Below are 20,660 nucleotides of genomic sequence, written 5' to 3'. Positions count from 1 at the left end.
TGAATAGTCCTATTATGGAAAATTTATGATTTTGACAGTAAAATAAACCGAATAATTATTTGATTTTCAGAACTATATGTTTTCAGACACCTTTTTTTTCAGAAGTCTGCGTTTCTGTTCTGTTTTGAAGGTTTTGAAGAGTAAAAAGATAATAACCAACCCAAAAAAGATTGATGAAATTGCTATCAGGAGAATATATTTTTGACTGATGGATTCTTTTTCTGACTCATATCGAGATGATTCCCGGCTAATCAGCTGGTTAACCAAAGCTGCAGCTTCTCTGTTACCGGCATCAACATTTTTCATGAAAAGCTTCTCATAATAATCATGTCTTTCTGTGTCTTTCAGTTGTAAAAAATTTTCCGCCAGTATCTCATAGACCTCATTTTCTATATCATCTCTCGCTGGCTGGTCTTTTCTTTTTCTTAATATCTCAAAAAGCATTTCATTTGAAAGTTCAGGTTTCCCTTCAGCAGAAAGAATTTTAGCTTTTCCAAGTTCTATGAATGTTTCCTGCAGATCAACAAACTGCGGAGGATATGGACGGGAAGACTCATCAGGATTGACACCTGCTAATTCTAAACTCTCCGATGCCTGGACAAACTGTTTTTGCTGTATCAGTGCAAATCCTCTGTTGAGGTATGCCATTTTTATATTAATCTCTGCTAAAGGATTTTTGGAGTTAATATACTGATTAATAGCTTTATTGAAATAAGATAGCGCAATATCACTATCCAAACCGTAGAAATAGTTCATTCCTTTCAGATAGAAAATATTCCCTTTTACAAGGTTGAGAGAATCCGGGATTTTTGGTGATGACAACAAAAGCTCTGCCTGATCCAGATAGATCCTTGTTTTTTCATTCAGTTTAAGAAACTGATATGTATTGCCAAGAATACCAAGAATTTTAATTTTTGTTATTGCATCATCGCCATTATCAGCAATTCTCAAGGCTTCATTTCCATATTGGATAACATCCAATGGTTTCTGCAAAAGATTAGACGTATTGGTAAGAATAAACAAACTTTGAAGTTTATCCTTATGATCCAGGTTTTTATTTTTATATGCTTTCTCTGCAAGCCGGAAAGATTCTTTAGGATTTACCAGCATCAGTCTCTCAGCTTTCATCAAAAGCTCGTCTGGTTTTGGTTCACTTGCATCAGCAAAAAGACCAAAAAACAGCAATGTTATTAAAATATACCTTTTCATTCTTCCTTCTGCTTTAATAGTTGAATGTAATTAGCCGGCGACATCCCTGTCACTGATTTGAAAACTGCTGCAAAACCGCTGTGGGTAGAAAATCCGCTTTCCTCTGCGAGATACTTTATTTTATAACTTCTGTAGATGGGCTTTTCTCTGAGCTTATTTATTATGTAATTGATTCTCAACTCATTGATATAAGCATTGAAATTTTTCTGTTTGTTGGTATTAATTGTTTCTGACAGATACTTTGTATTGGTTTCCAGCTTTTTGGCAAGATTCTGAAGAGAGATATCAGGTTTGATGAAATCTTCCGTCTTTTCAAAATCTTCCAACTTTTTCAGCAATAAGTTTTCCGTCTTTTCCGAGATCACCTGTGGCTGAGGTACTTTTCTCTCCTTGAGAAAATTGATTTTTTTGATAAAATTCTGGTATTCAGTGATCTGGGAACGGATCTGGAAGAATCTTATCGTAATTAAAATAATAATCACAAGCCCGATTCCTATGATTGAAAACAAAACTTTTTTCCGGTTTGTCAATAACAATGTTTGTTCATTTCTAAGCGTTTCCTCTACAATGTTAAACCATTTATTTTTTGCCGAAAAACGGGTTTGATTTATATTTTTCAATAACAAATCCTGCTTTTCAACAGTTCCTTTATACTTGTCATCAGACTTTGTTCTGGCATAATATTGTGTCAGAAAGTCGTAGTAATCATATTTCAGATTAAGATTGGTTGTTTGTTCCAGAGAATCTTTAGGAAGTTCAGCGATGATTTTTTCTGCCAATTCGATCCGGCCATTCTGGACAAGATATTTTCCGTACAGAAGCCTGAACTGAAGATCATTTTTGTATAGTTCTTTTATCCCATTCAAAAATAAATCGAATGACAAATCTTTATCATTATCAACAAGAAAATCAGACAGATAAAAAAGATTTTCTCTCGCAATCAACAGATTACTTGTTTTAGCTTTTTCCAAGATTCCTGAAAGATCCCGCTCAGTATTTTTAGATTTGTTTTCACTCAGCCGGTTCAGCAGAGACATTATTTCATTTGAAAAAACGAAATCGTTGCCGGTAAAACTATTTGTGTCAGAATTATCTTTGATGTTGAGATAATACAGAATGCTTCTTTTCAGTACAACAATGCTGGGAGGAAGATTTTCATTTTTATCAGAAATTTTCTTCAGTGCATCCGCGAGATTGTTTTGAAAAAAAAGTGATTTGATTCTCAGATAGTCCAGCTTTTCTTTTTCTTCAGAATCCAGCTCGAAGTTCTTTTCCAGATAATCCAGGACTTCCGAAGCCTTATCCGGTGTGAGTGTCATCTCATAAACCGCTTTCTGAAAAAGCTGTTTCTTTTCCGGGTCAGCAGTTTTCCCAGAGACCAAAGAAAAGAAGATAATGAAAAGTAAAAAAAACAGTTTTTGCACCAGTTTACAAATTGGATTATAAATTTATATCTTTTTTAACGGATTAAAATAAAAAAACTCACAGAAATTAATTTTTCTATGAGTTTTTAATAATTTTCAGGGTAATATTAAGTCAGCATTCCTCCATCTACGTTCAGAACCTGTCCTGTGATGTAAGCAGACATTTCACTTGCAAGGAATACACACGCATTCGCCACATCTTCCGGTTGTCCGCCTCTTTTCAAAGGAATTCCGTCTCTCCAGCCTTGCACGGTTTTTTCGTCCAGCGCAGCAGTCATTTCAGTTTCGATGAAACCTGGAGCAATGGCATTGCAACGGATATTTCTGGAGCCTAATTCCAAAGCGACGGACTTAGTAAATCCAATGGCTCCGGCTTTTGATGCAGCATAATTGGCTTGTCCTGCATTTCCTTTCACACCTACAACCGAAGTCATATTGATGATAGAACCAGATTTAGCTTTCATCATTGGTTTGATAACTGCTTTTGTCAGGTTGAAAACCGAATCCAGATTAACTTTGATAATCGTATCCCAATCGTCTTTTGACATTCTCAGCATCAGGTTATCTCTAGTTATTCCGGCATTATTGACCAAAATATCAATTGTTCCGAATTCTGCCAAAACATCCTCAACTAATTTTTGAGCAGCATCATAATCCGAAGCGTCGGATTGGTAACCTTTGATTTCTGTTATCTGGCTCAATTCCGATTCTAATTCTTTAGCTTTTTCAACAGAACCGGCATAAGTGAATGCTATTTTTGCGCCTTCTTTAGCAAAAACTTCTGCAATTCCACGTCCGATTCCACGCGTTGCTCCTGTGATGATGGCAACTTTACCTTGTAGTAATCCCATATTTTATTCAAATTCTTTTATAAGTTGTTGTATTTGAAGTTTTAATGATGGTAAATCTTCTTTCAAAGTTTTCCAAACTTCATCAAAATCCACATTAAAATATTCATGAATCAAGTAGTTCCTCATTCCAGAAGCATATTTCCAAGGAATTTCTGGATGATTGTTACGAAAATCTTCTGTAATTTGTTTTGATGCTTCTCCAATTATTTCGAAATTTCTAATAATTGCATCTTGTTTTATCCAATCTTGTAGATATTCGCCATACGAAAGCTGTTGAGTTATCTTTTCTATTTTGATAATGCTTTCGAAAATGTGAATCAATCTCAAAAAATTTTTATCAATTGCCATAGATAATTTTTAAATCTTTTAAGATGCCCTCTTTCAGAAAAGGATGAAGATATTTTTCAGAAACAAAGTCAATACTGAAATTTAATTTATTTTCTAAACTCTCTTGAATTTCAAATTTTTGAAAAAGCGAAATTGGTTCTTCAAACTGATATAAGATATCCAAATCGCTATTTTCTGAATTCTCTCCACGAGCAAAGGAACCAAAAATCCCAATTTTTTTGGGTTTATACGGTTTCAATATTTCAATAATCAAATCGATTTGCTGTTGAGAAATCATAGGAGCAAATTTAATTTAAATTTTTTAAAGACCATTATTCACAATCAGAACAATCTCACCTTTTAAAGTTTTACTTTTCGAAAATTCAATTAACTCATTGATGGTTCCTCTTTTAGTTTCTTCAAATTTTTTGGAAATCTCTCTGCTCAGACTTACTTTCGTCTCTTCACCGAAGAATTCTTTAATTTGCTCAAGAGTTGTATTGATTTTATGCGGACTTTCATAAAGAACAATTGTCTTTTTTTCTTCGGCCAATTGTTTCAGTTTGGTTTGTCTGCCTTTTTTTTGAGGTAGAAATCCGGCGAAAAGAAATTCATTAGTTGGCAAACCAGAAACAACTAATGCCGGAACAAAAGCGGTTGCGCCAGGCAAACAAGTCATTTCTAAATTTTTATCCGCACAAGCTTTCGCCAAAAGATAACCCGGATCAGAAATACCAGGCGTTCCTGCATCTGTAATAATAGCAATATTTTGCCCGTTTTCCAAATCCTGAACAACTTTGTCAGTAGTCTGATGTTCGTTATGTAAATGATAGGATTTCAGAGGTTTAGATATTTCATAATGTTTAAGAAGAACACCTGAAGTTCGGGTATCTTCGCACAAAATATAGTCCACTTCTTTTAGAACTTTCACAGCCCGGAAAGTCATATCTTCCAGATTTCCAACAGGCGTCGGAACAAAATATAAAATACCGCTCATCTACAAAAACCTGTTTTCAACCAAAGTCCAAAGTCTCTGCGCATAATTATCAACCTTTTTCCAGTCTCTTTCGTAATAGATATCACTCAAATACTCCTGAGCTTTATTCAAAGAATTGAAAGAGTTAAGAACTGTAACCACTTGATTTAATTCACTTTGACTTCCATTAAATAAATATTGAGAAAACGCAATTCTGTCATTCAGATCCAGTTTGAATTCTGGTTTTGGCTTTGGTGCTTCCATATAATCCGTCGGAACATTATTTTTCAATAAGCTTCCCGAAGTTTGAACCGGAGCTGGTTTTTCAACTTCTTCCAAATGATCATCATCAAACAATGACTTTGCGATTTTAAGACCTTTGATATGCGCTAATTTGAATTTTTTATCGTGATGATCTTCATCATTAGAAGATTCATAAACTTGTTCTGATTTTTCTTTCGGTTGTGTATTCTCTTTAGAAAATTCAACAATTTTTCTTCTGTTTTCCTCAAGTTCTTTCAGCTTAGCTTCTTTCTCTGCCAATCCCGAATCATAATCACCCAGCGAGTTCTCTACAGTTGGTTCATCTCTTGTCATTGCAAAAGAAAACTGGCTGTCCTGCATTGGTTCGAGTTTTTCAGATGGTTCGTTTAAAAGACTATCTTCAATTTCAGCGACGGCTTCAACAATTTCCTCGTGATAGTTTTGAGCTAAGATTTCATTAACAACTTCCACCTCTGAAACTGATTCAACCAATTCTTCATTTGTAGTTTCGATTTCTTTTTCGATGATTTCTTCCGGTCGATGAACTTCTTCAGTTGTATTCTCTGAAACTATTTCTTCAACTATATTTTCTTGAGAATCAATTTCAGCAAAAGAATGAACTTCTTCCACTTCCGGAACATCTTCGAAAATATCATGAGCTCGAGTTTCTTCAACAATGATCTCTGCAACCTTATTTGCTTCCCCAAATTCTTCAACAGAAACCAAATCTGGATTTAAGTTTGTCAATTGGTTATCAATTAATTCCAAAGGTTCAATTTCCATTGGCGAATAATCAACATTCTGAGAAATTTTAAGAAAAGAAAACTTCTGATAAAGTTGGTTGATCTCATTTTCCTTGTTCAAAATCTCCTCATAACTTTCAGATTCTGATAATTCTGACAAAAGAATTTTGATTTCAGCGAAGATTTTCCCGTATGTATCTTGCAGGTTTTGCATAATAAATCTTATTAATTTTTACTTAAATTTGATGCTTATAAATTTAAGAACAATTTGCTAATTTTATATACTATTTTGTTCCTAATTTAAGGCTTCGACAAGCTCAGCCTGACAACGCTAAAAACAAAACTTTTAGTATTATAAGTGTCACACTGAGCTTGTCGAAGTATTTTTTAATATTGGTTTAAAACAATTTTTTGCTAAATTAATAATGTTTTTAGAAAATACAATTAATCACTCAAAACAAAGCGGCTGGATGGAAGTAATCTGTGGTTCCATGTTTTCCGGAAAGACGGAGGAACTCATCAGAAGACTTCGCCGTGCGGAAATGGCCGGACAAAATGTGGAGATTTTCAAACCCAAAATCGATACCCGTTATTCTGAAGAAGACGTGGTTTCCCACAACCAGACCAAAATCCGAAGCACGGCTGTAGAAAGTCCTACGGAGATTCTTTTGTTGGGTTCTAATTGTGATGTAGTGGCGATAGATGAAGCGCAGTTTTTTGACGAAAGTATTGTGGATGTTGCCAATCAATTAGCAAATAATGGGATTCGGGTTGTGATTGCCGGTTTGGATATGGATTTTCTAGGTCGCCCTTTTGGACCGATGCCCAATCTGATGGCAACTGCAGAATATGTGACGAAAGTTCACGCAATTTGCCGTCGAACTGGAAATCTAGCTAACTATTCTATGAGAACTTCTGCCGGAAAAGAGTTAGTAGAACTGGGAGAAACCGAAGCTTATGATGCGGTGAGCAGAAGGATTTTTGTGGATGAAGTTTTGAATAAAAAAGAAGATTAATATCAATAGTTGTTGTAAATTTGTTTAAATTATAATAGTAAAAACTATCAAAAAATGATATCAGAAATTAAAAATTATATTCAAATCAGTAATTCGATTGATGAGATTTTGAAGAATTCTCCTTTCAAACTGAAGTATATCATTGAGAAAAGCGGAATTTCTGAGCCCACATTTTTTCGTAAAATGAAAGAAAAAAAATTCAATCCAGAAGAGTTGCTTAAGATTGCGGAAATTATCTACCCAGAAGTTAATTCAAAAGATGGTATTCTAAAGGCAATAGAGGAAGGTTTGGAAGATGTTAAAAATGGCAGAATAACCGAACATTCTACTGTTATGACTGAAGCAAAAGAAAGAATCGCGAGGAAGAGAAATGAACATCTTTTGGACAAATAGAGCGAAATCAGATTTAGAAAATCTGGAACACTTACTTTCTTATAGAAACCTGGGGCTTCGATGTGTTGGAAGATTTTTATGAGATTCTGGAAAGAAAAATTTCTTTGCTTGAAAATGGGAATTTAGTTCATCAGAAATATGAAGATACGGATTTTCATAAATTATTGATTACCAAACACAATTCTATTATTTATGAGATTGTCGAAAATCAAATCAATCTTTTAAATATGATTAATAATTTTCGAAATCCGGATTTTAATTACAAAACAATTACTGAAAAGTGAATTACACTTTAAAACAAATATCCGAAGTAACAAATTCGGAAGTCGTTGGAAATCAAGATATCAAAATCAAAAACATCGCTTTTGACAGTCGTACTATTTATTCTGCCAGAAATACTGCATTTCTTGCGATTAATACCAAGAAAAATTCTGGTCAGAAATATATAGACTCTGTTATAGAAAAAGGAATTGATACGATTATTACTGAACATCAAATTGATAATGATTCTATCAATCAAATCATTACAAAAAATTCTGTTGAGTTTTTACAGAACCTTGCCAAGTATCATTTCGAACATTCTGATATCAATTCGATTGGAATAACCGGAAGCAATGGAAAAACGATTCTGAAAGAATGGCTCTATCAATGCCTTTCCGATGAATTTGTAACCGTAAAAAGTCCCAAAAGTTTTAATTCTCAAATCGGTTTGCCTTTATCATTATTACAAATTGATAAAAAACACGAATTGGGAATCTTTGAAGTCGGAATTTCCAAACCAGAGGAAATGGCAAAACAGGAAAATGTTTTCCATCCTAAGATTGGATTATTAACACATATCGGAACCGCACATTCTGCTAACTTCGACTCTGAAGAAGAATTAATCAATGAAAAATTAAAGCTGTTCAAACAATCGAATGTTATCTTTTATAATGCTGATAATGAATTGACAGTTAATTTAATAAATAATTTATATTCAAGTAAAAGATTAATATCTTACGGATTGAATATTAATAATAATATCACAATCATTTCGGATGTAAATGACCGTACTCAGGATATTAAAATCAAATATTTTGAAGAAGAATTTTCGCTTCCAATTTATCAGAGAGACGAAGCAACTTTAACCAATGTTCTGGCTTTGATTGGAATTTTGAAAGAATTTAATTTATCTAATATTCAGATCAAAGAAAAAATCGATGCGCTCAAAGCGATTGAAATGCGTCTGGAAAGTATCGAAGGCATCAGAAATAATTTGATTATTAATGATTCTTACAATCTGGATTTGGATTCTCTAAAGATTTCATTTCAGTTTATTAGCGAATATAACAAACCAAAAAAATCACTAATCCTGACTGATATTTTGGATTCTAATGATAATTCGGATGAATTGTATTCCGAAGTTTCTGAATTGGTTAATGAGCAGAAATTCGATAAAGTATTTTTGATTGGCGAAGAAATAAGCTCATTTTATAAACTTTTTAATTCTGAAACTTTTACTTTTAATAATACGAATCAATTTATTGATAGTAAAGTGATTAATGATTTAGAAAATCAGGTAATTCTTTTGAAAGGCGCTAGAAAATTTGAAATTGAAAAAATCAAAGAGATTCTGGAACTCAGAAAGCACGACACCGTTTTAGAGATTAATCTTAATGCGATTCTTCATAACATTAACTTTCATAAGTCGTTACTAAAACCAGAAACAAAAATGATGGCAATGGTAAAGGCCAATGCTTATGGTTTAGGAAGTTATGAAATTTCAGAATTTCTTCAGCATCATCATATTGATTATCTTGGTGTCGCATTCGCCGATGAAGGAGTTGAATTAAGAAAAAAAGGAATCACAACGCCAATTATCGTTATGAATCCTGAGCAACACAGTTATGACGCTGTGATTGAATATAATCTGGAGCCGGAAATTTATAGTCTCAGGGTTTTAGAACTATTTCATGAACAATTAATAAAAGCCGGAAATCAGGAAGTTTATCCAATTCATATTAAATTGGAAACAGGAATGCATCGTCTTGGTTTTAAGGATTTTGAATTAGATCAATTGATTGAAAAATTAAACTCAATGAATGTAAAAGTTCAGAGTATTTTCAGTCATTTATCATCTTCGGATATGCCTGAAGAAAAAGAATACACTTTGAATCAATTGAAAACTTTCGAGAGAAATTCAACTTATCTGATTGAAAAATTGGATTATCAGCCAATAAGACACATTCTTAATTCTTCTGGAATTATCAATTATACTGATTATCAATATAATATGGTAAGAATTGGAATCGGAATGATTGGAGAAACTTCGAATCCTGAAATTAAAAAGCAACTTCAACATTCAGTTAGTTTCAAAACGGTAATTTCGCAAATTTCGGATATAAAAAATGGAGAATCAGTTGGTTACAGCAGAAGATTCAAAGCTGAAAGAGACACAAAAATCGCTACGATTCCTGTAGGTTATGCAGACGGAATCCCAAGACTGATTGGAAATAAAGTTGGAAGTGTTGGCATTAACAATAAACTTTGTCCAATTGTCGGAAGCATTTGTATGGATATGATGATGATTGATGTCGATCTTGTGAGCGCAAAAGAAGGCGATCCGGTTACGATTTTTAATTCAAATCCAAGTCTTGAAGGATTTTCAGAATATTGTGGTACAATAACTTATGAAGTGTTAACTTCAATTTCTCCGAGGGTTAAGAGAATTTACATAAAAAATTAGCAGATGATTACAAAGCTCTTTTATCTGATTTCATTTTTAGCTTATCTGATAAGTCATTCTCAGATAAAGGAAAATCTTGTCATCCCAAAAAATCCTAAAATCGGGCTTTCACTTTCTGGTGGTGGAGCAAAGGGTTTTACGCATGTTGGTGTTCTGAAAGTTTTGGACTCTCTTGGTGTTAAAGTCGATTATATTTCCGGGACAAGCATGGGTGCTATTGTCGGTGGTCTATATGCTGCTGGCTACACTGGAAAAGATATTGAGAAAATAGTGATGGACACAGATTTTTACTCCCTGATTACCGACCCGAAAACCAGACAGGAAACTTCTTTTTTCAATAAGAGTGTGGATAAATATCTTTTTACTGTTCCTTTAAAAAATGGAAAAATCAGCTTTCCTTCTTCCATCAGCACAGGTCAGAGGAACGTTTATCTATTGAAAGAGTTACTGAGAAATGTTTCTAATATTGATGATTTTTCTAAGCTTCCAATTCCCTTCATGTGCGTTGCTACCAATATTGAGACCGGTCAGATGACAGTTTTTGAGAAGGGAGATCTGGTTTCTTCGATTATGGCAAGTTCTGCTTTCCCATCACTTCTCGAACCTGTAAAAATTGGCGACAGTATCTATGTAGATGGCGCAATGACAGTCAATTACCCATCAAAACCGTTAAAAGACAAAGGAATAGATATTGTTATTGGTGTGGATCTTAATCAGTCTTTGGCCAAGCGTGAAAACCTCAACAGTGTTATTGCGATTATGAACCAGATCATTGATATAGGAATCCATAAAGAAACACTTAATCAGTATAAATACACGGATATCAATATCAAGCCGGATCTTACTGGAATGACCGCAACCAGCTATGATGACAAAAAGAAAATCCTGGACAGCGGCTATGTTGAAGCCATAAAATATGCCGACATCCTGAAAGAACTTCCTAAGCGCAGTTTCGAAAGGATAAGATCATCCATTAACCCAATCTATTCCAGTGTTTACAAGATTGATAGCCTGGCGGTAGAAAATGCAAGAATCTACAAACCCAATTACATCCGCGGAAGGATGGGGCTTAACTTACCTTCTATACAAACCTATGGCAGTGTAAACAAGATGATTGACAAACTCTATGCAACCAATAATTATAAATTTATTAATTATGATATCGTTCAGGAAAACAACGGAAATTATCTGAAGCTATACGTAACAGAAGACGAATCCCGTCATTTTCTTAAATTTGGTTTACATTATGATGAAGTATTCAAAACAGGTTTACTGCTGAATTATTCTGCCAAACGTCTATTATTCAGAAACTCAAATCTTTCCCTGGATGTGATTATCGGTGACAATCCCAGATATTATTTTAACTATTTTATTGACAACGGCTATATACCTGGATTCGGGATTTATTCTTCCGGGATGACATTTGACCTGAAAAATCTTGATAACAACACTACAGAAACCTGGGATTGGTTCAGAAACGAAATATATCTGCAGTCTGTATGGAAGGATAGATTTGCCATTGGAGGCGGTTTCAGTCATGATTATTTTGAAAGTGAAAAAAACGGAACAGATAAAAGAATAGAAAAATATGTAAATCCCTATATCTTTCTGAAAAGTGATACACAAAATGATAAAGATTTTCCGACAAGAGGTTTTTATCTTAATGCAGAAGGCAAAATAATTGATCTTTTTAATTCTGAGCTGGAAAACAAACCCATCAATATAAAAGCAGATATCAAAATGAACTTTTATATTTCTAAAATGTTCACATACCGTCTGAATCTGTTTGGCGGAATAACAATCGGTGAGGATCTACCTTCCTTTTATCAATACAGAATCGGAGGTCTTTTTGAACAGCCTATTGTTAATTTTAAAAGATTCGGCGGGTATCAATTTGCAGCTTTAACTGACAATAATATTTTTATGGCCTCTAATGATTTACAATTCAGATTCAATAAAAATTATTTTCTTACAGGGAATTTTAGCATTGCAAATATGTTCAGCTCTATAAAATTCGAAGAAGCTGTAAAACTTAATTACAGTTCTGTTGGATTAACTGCCGGGTATAAATCACCATTCGGGCAGATAAAACTCAACGTTAGCAAATCTCTCAATAAACATAAAGGCGTTTTCAGTGTCATCTTAGGACATTGGTTTTAACATTATGATAAACTACTTTTTCGAAAATATCAATCCAAAAGATATTCATCCAAAAACTTCAGAATGGTTGGAAAACCTCATTATTTCTGAGAATAAAAAACCTGGTAAAATTAATTATATCTTCTGTGATGACGATTATCTACTTAAGGTCAATCAGGATTTCTTAGACCACGATTATTTCACAGATATCATCACATTTGACTATGTGAAGGGAAAAACCATTTCAGGCGATATTTTCGTATCTTTGCCGCGCATTTTGGACAACGCGTCTACTCTTTCTCAGGATTTTGAAAAAGAATTCAACAGAGTTTTGGCACACGGGATTCTTCATCTTTGCGGATATAAGGACAAAACTGAAGAAGAACAAATTCAAATGCGGACAAAAGAAGATTTTTACATCAATCAATTTTAGACATTTTTTAGGAGCTAAATCCCGCTTTCCGCTGCAATCTTTTTGCAAGTTCTTGGCTTTTTTTCCATTGCTTCTTACAAAAAGGATTTCCGTTACAATCGGAGCTAGTTACATATTGATTTTTGAATTAGGTTAAGACAATGTTTCACGTGAAACATTTAAATAAAAATAAAATGATTACAGATATATATGACGTTATCGTCGTTGGAGCTGGTCACGCAGGTTGCGAAGCGGCAGCCGCTTCAGCAAATTTAGGCTCAAAAACACTCTTGGTTACAATGAATATGCAAACCATTGGTCAAATGAGCTGTAATCCTGCAATGGGAGGCATCGCAAAAGGACAAATCGTTCGCGAAATAGATGCAATGGGTGGTTATTCCGGAATTATTGCTGATAGATCTGCTATCCAATTCAAAATGCTAAACCTTTCCAAAGGTCCTGCAATGTGGTCGCCAAGAACACAGAACGACAGAATGTTATTTGCAGAGGAATGGCGTTTAGGACTTGAAAACACGCCAAATCTTGACTTTTTCCAGGATATGGTTAAAAGTTTAATCATTAAGAATGGTAAAGCTGTTGGTGTTGTGACGGGATTAGGAATCGAAATTCGTTCTAAATCTGTTGTGCTTACAAACGGAACTTTCTTAAATGGTCTGATTCACGTTGGAGATAAGCAATTAGGAGGCGGAAGAATGGGTGAACCAAGAGCTTTCGGAATTACAGAACAGTTGGTTTCTTTAGGTTTCGAATCCGGTAGAATGAAGACAGGAACACCTCCGCGTGTTGATGGAAGAAGCCTAGATTATTCCAAAATGGAAGAACAAAAAGGCGATGAAAACCCTCAGAAATTCAGTTATTTAGATACCCCTAATTTAACCAGACAATTAAGCTGCCATATCGTTTACACCAACGAAACTGTACACGATATCCTTCGTGAAGGTTTTGACAGAAGCCCAATGTTCAACGGAACTATACAGAGTACTGGACCAAGATATTGCCCAAGTATTGAAGATAAAATCAATCGCTTTGCAGAGAGAAACAGACATCAACTATTTGTTGAACCGGAAGGCTGGAAAACTGTAGAAATCTATGTAAATGGATTCAGTTCTTCTCTTCCGGAAGATGTTCAGATCAAAGCAATGAGACATATTCCAGGTTTCGAAAATGTAAAAGTTTTCCGCCCTGGTTATGCCATAGAATATGATTACTTCCCTCCTACTCAACTTTATCATACGCTTGAAACCAAGTTGATTCAGAACCTTTATTTTGCTGGTCAAATCAATGGAACAACTGGCTACGAAGAAGCTGCAGGACAGGGTTTAATTGCCGGAATCAATGCTCATAACAAAGTTCACGAAAAAGGAGAGTTTATTCTAAATAGAGATGAAGCTTATATCGGAGTTCTAATTGACGATTTGATTACAAAAGGAACCGAGGAACCTTACAGAATGTTCACTTCCAGGGCGGAATACAGATTGCTTTTAAGACAAGATAATGCTGACATTAGATTAACTGAAAAAGCATTTGAATTAGGTTTAGCTAAAGAAGATAGACTTAAAAAAGTTGAAGAAAAAATCGCTAAAAGTGAAGAACTTGAAACCTTTCTAAGAGAAACTTCTTTAAAGCCCGGCATCATCAATCCTATTCTTGAAACTATCGAATCTTCTCCGGTTGATCAGGCTTACAGAGCAGCACATTTCCTTACTCGACCTAATATGAATCTGGATAAATTAGAAGCAATCGAAGCTATAAAAGAAATAGTTTCAACTTATTCTAATGAAGTTCGAGAACAGGCGGAAATTAACATCAAATATAAAGGATACATCGAAAAAGAGAAGGAAAATGTAGCTAAACTGAATAGATTAGAAACTATTAAAATTCCTGAAGATTTCGATTATTCAAAAATTGCAAGTCTTTCTACAGAAGCCAAACAAAAAATGGCTAAGATAAAACCTAAGACTATTGCTCAGGCAGGAAGAATCAGTGGTGTTTCTCCAGCTGATATTAACGTACTATTGATTTATTTAGGAAGATAATTATATTAATGTTCCACGTGAAACATTGCATAAAAATAATTTTTCGCATTGGACGTTCATATAAAATATATAAATAAAAATGAAAATTAAAGATCATTTTCTAACCCAAGAAATATTTGAAATTAAAGAAACAGAAATAAAAGGTATTTTCAAAACCTCTCCTATTCCATCTAATATTTCAAGATACTATGAAAGTGAAGATTACATTTCGCATCATCAGGATTCGGGAAGTCTGAAAGAAAAACTTTATAAATTTCTACAGTCTTTTAATCTTCAATACAAAAAAAATATTCTTGTTGATAGAATTAAAAAAGGTTCTAATGTTTTAGATTATGGTTGCGGTGCAGGAGAATTTGTGAAATTTATTGAGAATGATTTCCAGACTTTTGGATTTGAACCCAATTCAGATGCCAGAAATGCAGCTATCAATAAAACGGAAAAAGTCAAAATTATTAATGATATCAACTCTGTAGAAAACGGAAGTCTTGATGCGATTACACTTTGGCACGTTTTCGAACACATAGAAAATCAGAGTGAGATGTTGGAAACATTTAATCAAAAATTAAAAGAAAAAGGGTTGTTAATTATAGCAGTTCCAAATCCGACTTCGTATGATGCGAAACATTATAAAGAATTCTGGGCTGCTTATGATGTACCAAGACACATCTATCATTTTTCAAAAAAAGGAATGGAAAATCTGATTTCTAAAAATCCGGATTGGAAATTAAGAAAAATTAAACCACTCCTACTCGATTCATTTTATATCTCAATGTTGAGTGAAAAATATAAAAAATCACCTCTTTTTTGGCTAAAAGCTTTGATCCATGGAACGATTTCTAACATAAAGGCACTTTTTAGCTCCGAATTTTCAAGTTTGGTATATATTATTGAAAAAAAATAGAAAATCAATTTTTAACATATTTATGAAGGTCAATTTTAGACCATTTTGCTTAAAATTTGTTAATAAATACAAAATCTGGACACGAATTTAATTTTTTCTCTTTTCAATAAAACTCGCTGAGAATCGTTTAAAAATTTTTCTTGAAACATATCAAGTATAGTGAAAATAAAAACCGACAAAAATTTGTCGGTTTTTTGAATTGATGTATAAAAGCAAATTTTATTTGTTTATTGCAGCAACTCCCGGAAGTTCCAAACCTTCCAAACTTTCTAACATCGCTCCTCCTCCGGTTGAAACATAACTCACTTTATCAGAATAACCGAATTGTTTAACAAAAGCAACACTGTCTCCTCCTCCAACTAATGAGAAAGCTCCCAATTTTGTGGCTTCTGCAATACTTTCACCTAAAGCTATAGTACCAGCAGCAAAATTAGACATTTCGAAAACCCCGATCGGCCCGTTCCAAAGGATTGTTCTGGAATTTAATAAAATATCATTAAAGATCTCTCTGGATTTTGGGCCGGCATCCAAACCTTGCCAATCTTCCGGAATCTCTCTGATGTCAACTACTTTTCTTTCAGCTTCATTGTTAAAATCATCAGCAATCACGCTGTCAGTAGGCAGATAAACTTTAACGTTATGTTGTTTAGCTTTCTCCAGTATTTCTAATGCCAGAGACATTTTATCATCTTCAACAATTGATTTTCCAATCTTTCCGCCAAGTGCCTTGATGAACGTGAAAGACATTCCTCCACCAATAATTAAATTGTCAACAGCAGGAAGAATGTTCTCGATAATAGTAATTTTTGTAGAAACTTTTGAACCACCAAGTATTGCAGTTACAGGCTTTTCACCAGATTTCAGGACTTTATCTATTGCCACTAATTCTTTTTCCATTAGTAAACCGAAAAATTTAGTAGAAGGAAAGAACTGAGCAATTACAGCTGTAGAAGCATGCGCTCTGTGAGCAGTTCCAAAAGCATCATTAACATAGGCATCACCTAATTTCGATAGTTTTTCTGCAAAAGCTGGGTCACCTTTTTCTTCTTCATTATGAAAACGTAGATTTTCCAATAATAAAATTTCTCCTGGTTGCAATGCATTAGCCGCTTCTTCAGCTTTCTCTCCCACCGACTCATCCACAAACTTAACATCTTTACCAAGGGCTTTTGAAACTTCACTTAAAACATGTCTAAGCGAATATTTATCATTCATTTCACCTTTTGGTCTTCCAAGATGTGTCATCAGGATAACAGAACCACCATCAGCTAAAATTTTATCAACAGTTGGTTTTACCGCAGTGATTCTTGTGTTATCAGTCACGACAAGATTCTCATCCTGAGGCACATTGAAATCAACTCTTACTAAAGCTTTTTTGTTTTTAAAAACGAAATCTTTTATTGTTTTCATTATAGTTTAAATTAAGGTTTCTAGATTGGGCAAGGAAAGTTCCTCACTCATAGTATCACAAATTTAAAACTTATTCTTTCCTCCTGAAAATTTAATTCAGAAAAGAAATCCACAAGCTTATACTCTAATCATATACAACTTCTTTTTCTTTTTTTAAAAAAAGATTAATAAGGCTAAAAGTTGTTTATAAAGAGTAGTTTACAAGATTTGAAAACCGTATCGGTAACGATTTAGTCATGGTGCTTGTTGCACTCACTTTCACTTGATTACCTTGTAAATCATTAGTGCAAATTTAATAAAATAAGGGTAAAGTAACACTAAATACTTTGCCCTTTTTTATCTTTTCACAGCTACTAAAGTACATCCGTTAATGAAAATCTTTCCCAATATGGGGGAATCTGTGGAAAAAGTTTCAATATTATTTTCAAATTTTGCCATACCGACAATAGATATAGCTCCGAAACAAATAGTGTCAAACACTTAAAAAGTCTATGCTATGGAAATTACGTTGAGCAAAATATTATTGCAAATTCGGCATCAGGAAGACAAAGTATCTTCTCAAATGATGCGAACATCGGAAGAGGCTTATGAAATGACCATATTCCTAAGAGAAATGCTGTGTTCTGTAAAATCTTCAGTCTTACAAACTGGATTTAAGGATGAACAACAGGAGGTTGACTTTTTCAAGAATATCAAACCAGAGATATTAGGAAAGCTCATTTATTATAACAAGGTATTCCGTATTGAAACGACCTGCCCTGTCAGCAACGGCAAAATGTATTATGCCTATTTTGAAAATGAATTAAAAAATCTCAAATCCGAATACAAGGATAGTATCTGTAATACGGATTTTTACAAGTATTACCGTGCAGGGAGAACAGACCGTGACCATACTTATTTCAGGCTCGGACAAATCAACTACCACGATGGGTTAAATAGCGGTGTCTTTGAAATTGACCTTAATTTCTCAACGTATTATGACAATCGGGTTGCCCATATTATTGCAAATGAATTACTGTATAATTATCTACTTACTAAAATCAATCCCGAAGAAAATCCCGAAATGGTTTTGATAAGTGGAGATGCCAACATGGATATTTCTTGGACGAACTCGCAAAACGCACTTATTGAGCTTATATACGCTATCTATGCCTCAAATTCTGTTAGCTACGGAAAAATCGGTATCAAAAAATTAGCCTTGATATTTCAGGTTTTATTCCAAACACCGCTAAACGATATACATCACGCTTTCCACAGAATGAAAACCCGAAGCGGTTCCCGAACTGCATTTTTAGACCAGCTCAAAAACTCATTGGAAGAATATATGGATAAAGACCTTTAGTTTATGATCGTCTTATTTTCAAAGCAGTACATTACCGTGTACTGCTTTTTTGTTTGTATCATTTGCCAATATACACCAATTGGCGAACGGTGGTTGAATCCGTTGACGAAACATTTAAAATCCCTTAAAACCCTTATCTGATAAGTTTTTTTTTCAATTGTAAAAATTTTCAAAAAATGCCCAAACCAATTGGCGAAGGTTGGCGGACAAACACTGCCACCTTTGGCAATTTTGCATAGTGAACTTTAAAAAGCTATGCAATGAAAATCATAACTATAGAAGAAGAAGCGTGGAAAAATCTAAATAGCCGTATCAACGCTATTGCTGATTATCTGAAAAGATTGGAAGACACAAGCTATGACGATCTGTGGCTCAATAACCACGAGGTATGCCAATATCTGCACATCAGCGAAAAGACTTTGTGGCGTATGCGTAATAAAAGCGAGATAGCGTATTCAAAAATCTATGGACAATATTTCTATACCATCGGAGCAATTAAGGATATGCTCAATGCCAATGCCATACAGAGTAGTGACGAGTATGTACAACAACTTATGGAAAAGGGCAAAAGCTATATCGAAAAAGGTAGAAAAATAAAATCCGACAAACTTTAAAACTTATCCTTATGAATATTGATAGAATGGAATTTTTGTCGTGGATGGAACGTATAATGGACAGGTTCGATATGCTGAGCGACAATATAGACGACTTGCAAAAGAAACGAAACAGCATTGATGGCGAAGAATTGCTGGATAATCAAGACTTACTGCAAATGCTGAAAATAAGCAACCGCTCTCTACAACGGTATCGCTCCATTGGAAAGCTACCCTATTACACAATAAGCGGAAAGCTGTATTACAAGCTGTCCGATGTGCATCAGTTCATCAGGGAGAGCTTTAACCCTCCTGCGAACAAATAGAAAGCCAATGAGCGACAAATACTGCCTTTGAGTGCCACATCGGGCAAGTCAGTGAACGCTTCCTTTACTTTCGGCGATGAACTTTAAATTTTTATGATTATGAGCGAAGAAATAACAAACAAGCAGGAAATGCCCGAACAGTTATCGGACATATTGTTAGTGCTGGATAAAGAAAAAATGAAAATCCAAGCCGTAAAGAGCATTGACGAAAACGGAAAAATGGAAACCGTAGACCCCACGAAAAAGAATCAAAATCAATTTATGCGTGTGGATAAGCATGGCGATTTCTTCTCTAATTTCTTCTCTAACTTTTTCAGTCAACTGAAAAATCCAACCAACTTTTCATTTTTTAAAGTTGCTGAACCCGAAGCTATTGAAAAGGCAAAGGAAATGCAGAAGCAGGTTGACAAGCCCACTCCGGAGGGCGAAAAGATGATGAAAGAACACGAAGTAAAAACCGACATACAAGAGAATAATAAACAAGAAAATAAAAATGATATGGCAACAGCACAAACAACACCGGAAACAAGCGAATACCGCTACAAGCCGGAGCAGATCGATTGGGATACAATGAAAAATATCGGATTGAGTAAGGAATATCTTGAAAAAAGAAACCTGCTCGATCCTTTGCTAAGAGGTTATAAAACCAACGAACTTGTGCCAATAGGCATCAATCTCGGCGGTTCCATCCTCCGCACAGATGCCCGCCTGTCTTTACAGCAAGGCGAAGACGGAAATGCTATCGTGGCAATACACGGTATCAAAAAAGAACCTAATCTGCATTTTGAGTTCTTCGGACACAAGTTTACAGATGAGGATAAGAAAAACCTGCTCGAAACAGGTAACATGGGGCGTGTGGTTAATCTAATCAATTCTAAAACAGGCGAACTAATGCCGTCTATTATCAGTATTGACAGGCTTACCAATGATGTAATTGCCCTGCGAACAGATTTCATTAAAATTCCCGATGAAATTAAGGGGGTAAAACTGAACGATGAGCAAAAGCAAACCTTAATGGAGGGCAAACCGCTCAAATTGGAGGGGATGATTTCCACAAAAGGAACGGAGTTCTCGGCAACCGTACAGTACAATGCTGATAAACGCTATACTGAATTTTTGTTTGACCGTAGTAACTCCAACGGACAAAAGCAAAATAACCAACAAAACAATCAGCAAAGCCAACCACAGGAAGCCCCAAAAACATTTCGGGGTAAGGAACTGACCGATGAGCAGTATAAGGATTTCAAAGCGGGTCAAACCGTGTATATGGCAGGTCTGGTCGATAAGAAAGGGCAAACGTATAACGGTTACATCACGTTCAACAAAGACACCGGAAAAACTGGCTTTGAGTTTCCAAATCAATATAAAGAAAGAATGCAACCTACCGAAGCCCACAAAACGCAAACTGCCGTCAATTCGCAGGGTAAAACCAACGAAGCGACCAAAAACATCAAAGAGCCTTTGAAGTCCGGGCAACAAAGACCTAAAAATGAAAAACAGCAGGAGCAACAAAACAAGCCTGCAAAATCAAGAGGTAGAAAAGTTAGTTAGT

Annotated in this window: 19 protein-coding genes; 11 read left to right on the top strand and 8 right to left on the bottom strand. The window is 34.7% G+C overall.

Annotation, left to right across the window (positions count from 1 at the left end; genetic code table 11):
- Positions 1-72 precede the first annotated feature (72 nt).
- From BUA97_RS07965 to BUA97_RS07935, 7 genes are all read right to left on the bottom strand, one after another.
- Positions 73-1,209: a hypothetical protein gene (locus tag BUA97_RS07965; RefSeq protein ID WP_072997334.1), complete on the bottom strand. Its 1,137-nt coding sequence runs from the start codon at positions 1,207-1,209 to the stop codon at positions 73-75.
- Positions 1,206-2,633, bottom strand: a complete 1,428-nt coding sequence (locus BUA97_RS07960) for a helix-turn-helix domain-containing protein (protein ID WP_072997333.1) — start codon at positions 2,631-2,633, stop codon at positions 1,206-1,208. The genes BUA97_RS07965 and BUA97_RS07960 overlap by 4 nt, the downstream gene beginning before the upstream one ends.
- Before the next feature lie 107 nt (positions 2,634-2,740).
- Entirely contained in the window at positions 2,741-3,484 is a 744-nt protein-coding gene (gene fabG, locus BUA97_RS07955; RefSeq protein WP_072997332.1) for a 3-oxoacyl-[acyl-carrier-protein] reductase, read from the bottom strand.
- Between the two features lie 3 nt (positions 3,485-3,487).
- Complete coding sequence (locus BUA97_RS07950) at positions 3,488-3,832, bottom strand: HepT-like ribonuclease domain-containing protein (RefSeq protein ID WP_072997331.1); 345 nt, start codon at positions 3,830-3,832, stop codon at positions 3,488-3,490.
- Positions 3,822-4,109: a nucleotidyltransferase family protein gene (locus BUA97_RS07945; protein ID WP_072997330.1), complete on the bottom strand. Its 288-nt coding sequence runs from the start codon at positions 4,107-4,109 to the stop codon at positions 3,822-3,824. Before BUA97_RS07945 ends, BUA97_RS07950 begins: the two co-directional genes overlap by 11 nt.
- Positions 4,110-4,133: 24 nt before the next feature.
- Complete coding sequence (gene rsmI / locus BUA97_RS07940; RefSeq protein WP_072997329.1) at positions 4,134-4,808, bottom strand: 16S rRNA (cytidine(1402)-2'-O)-methyltransferase; 675 nt, start codon at positions 4,806-4,808, stop codon at positions 4,134-4,136.
- The gene (locus tag BUA97_RS07935; RefSeq protein WP_072997328.1) at positions 4,809-6,008 is read right to left on the bottom strand and encodes a hypothetical protein; all 1,200 of its coding nucleotides are present in this window, start codon (positions 6,006-6,008) and stop codon (positions 4,809-4,811) included.
- A 211-nt stretch (positions 6,009-6,219) separates the two neighbouring features.
- Between BUA97_RS07935 and BUA97_RS07930 the strand changes: the two genes are divergently transcribed.
- The 7 genes from BUA97_RS07930 to BUA97_RS07895 all read left to right on the top strand — a co-directional run bounded on the left by BUA97_RS07930 (position 6,220) and on the right by BUA97_RS07895 (position 15,437).
- On the top strand, positions 6,220-6,810 hold the full coding sequence (locus BUA97_RS07930; RefSeq protein ID WP_072997327.1) for a thymidine kinase: 591 nt from the start codon (positions 6,220-6,222) through the stop codon (positions 6,808-6,810).
- A 54-nt stretch (positions 6,811-6,864) separates the two neighbouring features.
- Positions 6,865-7,203: a hypothetical protein gene (locus BUA97_RS07925; protein WP_072997326.1), complete on the top strand. Its 339-nt coding sequence runs from the start codon at positions 6,865-6,867 to the stop codon at positions 7,201-7,203.
- Between the two features lie 280 nt (positions 7,204-7,483).
- Positions 7,484-9,928: a bifunctional UDP-N-acetylmuramoyl-tripeptide:D-alanyl-D-alanine ligase/alanine racemase gene (locus BUA97_RS07915; RefSeq protein ID WP_072997324.1), complete on the top strand. Its 2,445-nt coding sequence runs from the start codon at positions 7,484-7,486 to the stop codon at positions 9,926-9,928.
- Positions 9,929-9,931: 3 nt separating this feature from the next.
- A complete protein-coding gene (locus tag BUA97_RS07910; RefSeq protein WP_072997323.1) occupies positions 9,932-12,088 on the top strand; it encodes a patatin-like phospholipase family protein in 2,157 nt (718 codons plus the stop codon).
- 4 nt (positions 12,089-12,092) lie between these two features.
- Positions 12,093-12,500, top strand: a complete 408-nt coding sequence (gene ybeY, locus BUA97_RS07905; protein WP_072997322.1) for an rRNA maturation RNase YbeY — start codon at positions 12,093-12,095, stop codon at positions 12,498-12,500.
- Between the two features lie 173 nt (positions 12,501-12,673).
- Complete coding sequence (mnmG, locus tag BUA97_RS07900; protein WP_072998514.1) at positions 12,674-14,536, top strand: tRNA uridine-5-carboxymethylaminomethyl(34) synthesis enzyme MnmG; 1,863 nt, start codon at positions 12,674-12,676, stop codon at positions 14,534-14,536.
- Between the two features lie 79 nt (positions 14,537-14,615).
- Complete coding sequence (locus BUA97_RS07895; protein WP_072997321.1) at positions 14,616-15,437, top strand: class I SAM-dependent methyltransferase; 822 nt, start codon at positions 14,616-14,618, stop codon at positions 15,435-15,437.
- A gap of 219 nt (positions 15,438-15,656) precedes the next feature.
- On the opposite strand, the gene BUA97_RS07890 is transcribed toward BUA97_RS07895, so the two are convergent.
- Positions 15,657-16,847 carry a phosphoglycerate kinase gene (locus BUA97_RS07890; protein WP_072997320.1) on the bottom strand — a complete coding sequence of 397 codons (1,191 nt, stop codon included), beginning with the start codon at positions 16,845-16,847 and terminating at the stop codon, positions 15,657-15,659.
- 496 nt (positions 16,848-17,343) lie between these two features.
- Here BUA97_RS07890 and BUA97_RS07885 point away from each other — a divergent pair, with 496 nt between their 5' ends.
- The 4 genes from BUA97_RS07885 to BUA97_RS07870 all read left to right on the top strand — a co-directional run bounded on the left by BUA97_RS07885 (position 17,344) and on the right by BUA97_RS07870 (position 20,659).
- Positions 17,344-18,189: an RteC domain-containing protein gene (locus tag BUA97_RS07885; protein WP_072997319.1), complete on the top strand. Its 846-nt coding sequence runs from the start codon at positions 17,344-17,346 to the stop codon at positions 18,187-18,189.
- A 260-nt stretch (positions 18,190-18,449) separates the two neighbouring features.
- Positions 18,450-18,803: a helix-turn-helix domain-containing protein gene (locus tag BUA97_RS07880; protein WP_072997318.1), complete on the top strand. Its 354-nt coding sequence runs from the start codon at positions 18,450-18,452 to the stop codon at positions 18,801-18,803.
- A gap of 11 nt (positions 18,804-18,814) precedes the next feature.
- Positions 18,815-19,108, top strand: a complete 294-nt coding sequence (locus tag BUA97_RS07875) for a helix-turn-helix domain-containing protein (RefSeq protein ID WP_072997317.1) — start codon at positions 18,815-18,817, stop codon at positions 19,106-19,108.
- Positions 19,109-19,207: 99 nt separating this feature from the next.
- Positions 19,208-20,659, top strand: coding sequence for a DUF3945 domain-containing protein (locus BUA97_RS07870; RefSeq protein WP_072997316.1), 1,452 nt, complete (start codon positions 19,208-19,210; stop codon positions 20,657-20,659).
- Position 20,660: the final 1 nt, after the last annotated feature.

It is taken from the genome of Epilithonimonas mollis (assembly GCF_900142325.1).
GTDB lineage: Bacteria > Bacteroidota > Bacteroidia > Flavobacteriales > Weeksellaceae > Epilithonimonas > Epilithonimonas mollis.
The sequence above is the reverse complement of the archived record's forward strand: the minus strand, read 5'-3'. Positions and strand labels throughout refer to the sequence as shown.

Bases quoted from the DNA above. Each gene is read 5' to 3' on its own strand.
- BUA97_RS07965 (WP_072997334.1), bottom strand. From the start codon at position 1,209: ATGAAAAGGTATATTTTAATAACATTGCTGTTTTTTGGTCTTTTTGCT.
- fabG (WP_072997332.1), bottom strand. From the start codon at position 3,484: ATGGGATTACTACAAGGTAAAGTTGCCATCATCACAGGAGCAACGCGT.
- BUA97_RS07950 (WP_072997331.1), bottom strand. From the start codon at position 3,832: ATGGCAATTGATAAAAATTTTTTGAGATTGATTCACATTTTCGAAAGC.
- BUA97_RS07945 (WP_072997330.1), bottom strand. From the start codon at position 4,109: ATGATTTCTCAACAGCAAATCGATTTGATTATTGAAATATTGAAACCG.
- rsmI (WP_072997329.1), bottom strand. From the start codon at position 4,808: ATGAGCGGTATTTTATATTTTGTTCCGACGCCTGTTGGAAATCTGGAA.
- BUA97_RS07935 (WP_072997328.1), bottom strand. From the start codon at position 6,008: ATGCAAAACCTGCAAGATACATACGGGAAAATCTTCGCTGAAATCAAA.
- BUA97_RS07930 (WP_072997327.1), top strand. From the start codon at position 6,220: ATGTTTTTAGAAAATACAATTAATCACTCAAAACAAAGCGGCTGGATG.
- BUA97_RS07925 (WP_072997326.1), top strand. From the start codon at position 6,865: ATGATATCAGAAATTAAAAATTATATTCAAATCAGTAATTCGATTGAT.
- BUA97_RS07910 (WP_072997323.1), top strand. From the start codon at position 9,932: ATGATTACAAAGCTCTTTTATCTGATTTCATTTTTAGCTTATCTGATA.
- ybeY (WP_072997322.1), top strand. From the start codon at position 12,093: ATGATAAACTACTTTTTCGAAAATATCAATCCAAAAGATATTCATCCA.
- mnmG (WP_072998514.1), top strand. From the start codon at position 12,674: ATGATTACAGATATATATGACGTTATCGTCGTTGGAGCTGGTCACGCA.
- BUA97_RS07895 (WP_072997321.1), top strand. From the start codon at position 14,616: ATGAAAATTAAAGATCATTTTCTAACCCAAGAAATATTTGAAATTAAA.
- BUA97_RS07890 (WP_072997320.1), bottom strand. From the start codon at position 16,847: ATGAAAACAATAAAAGATTTCGTTTTTAAAAACAAAAAAGCTTTAGTA.
- BUA97_RS07885 (WP_072997319.1), top strand. From the start codon at position 17,344: ATGGAAATTACGTTGAGCAAAATATTATTGCAAATTCGGCATCAGGAA.
- BUA97_RS07880 (WP_072997318.1), top strand. From the start codon at position 18,450: ATGAAAATCATAACTATAGAAGAAGAAGCGTGGAAAAATCTAAATAGC.
- BUA97_RS07875 (WP_072997317.1), top strand. From the start codon at position 18,815: ATGAATATTGATAGAATGGAATTTTTGTCGTGGATGGAACGTATAATG.
- BUA97_RS07870 (WP_072997316.1), top strand. From the start codon at position 19,208: ATGAGCGAAGAAATAACAAACAAGCAGGAAATGCCCGAACAGTTATCG.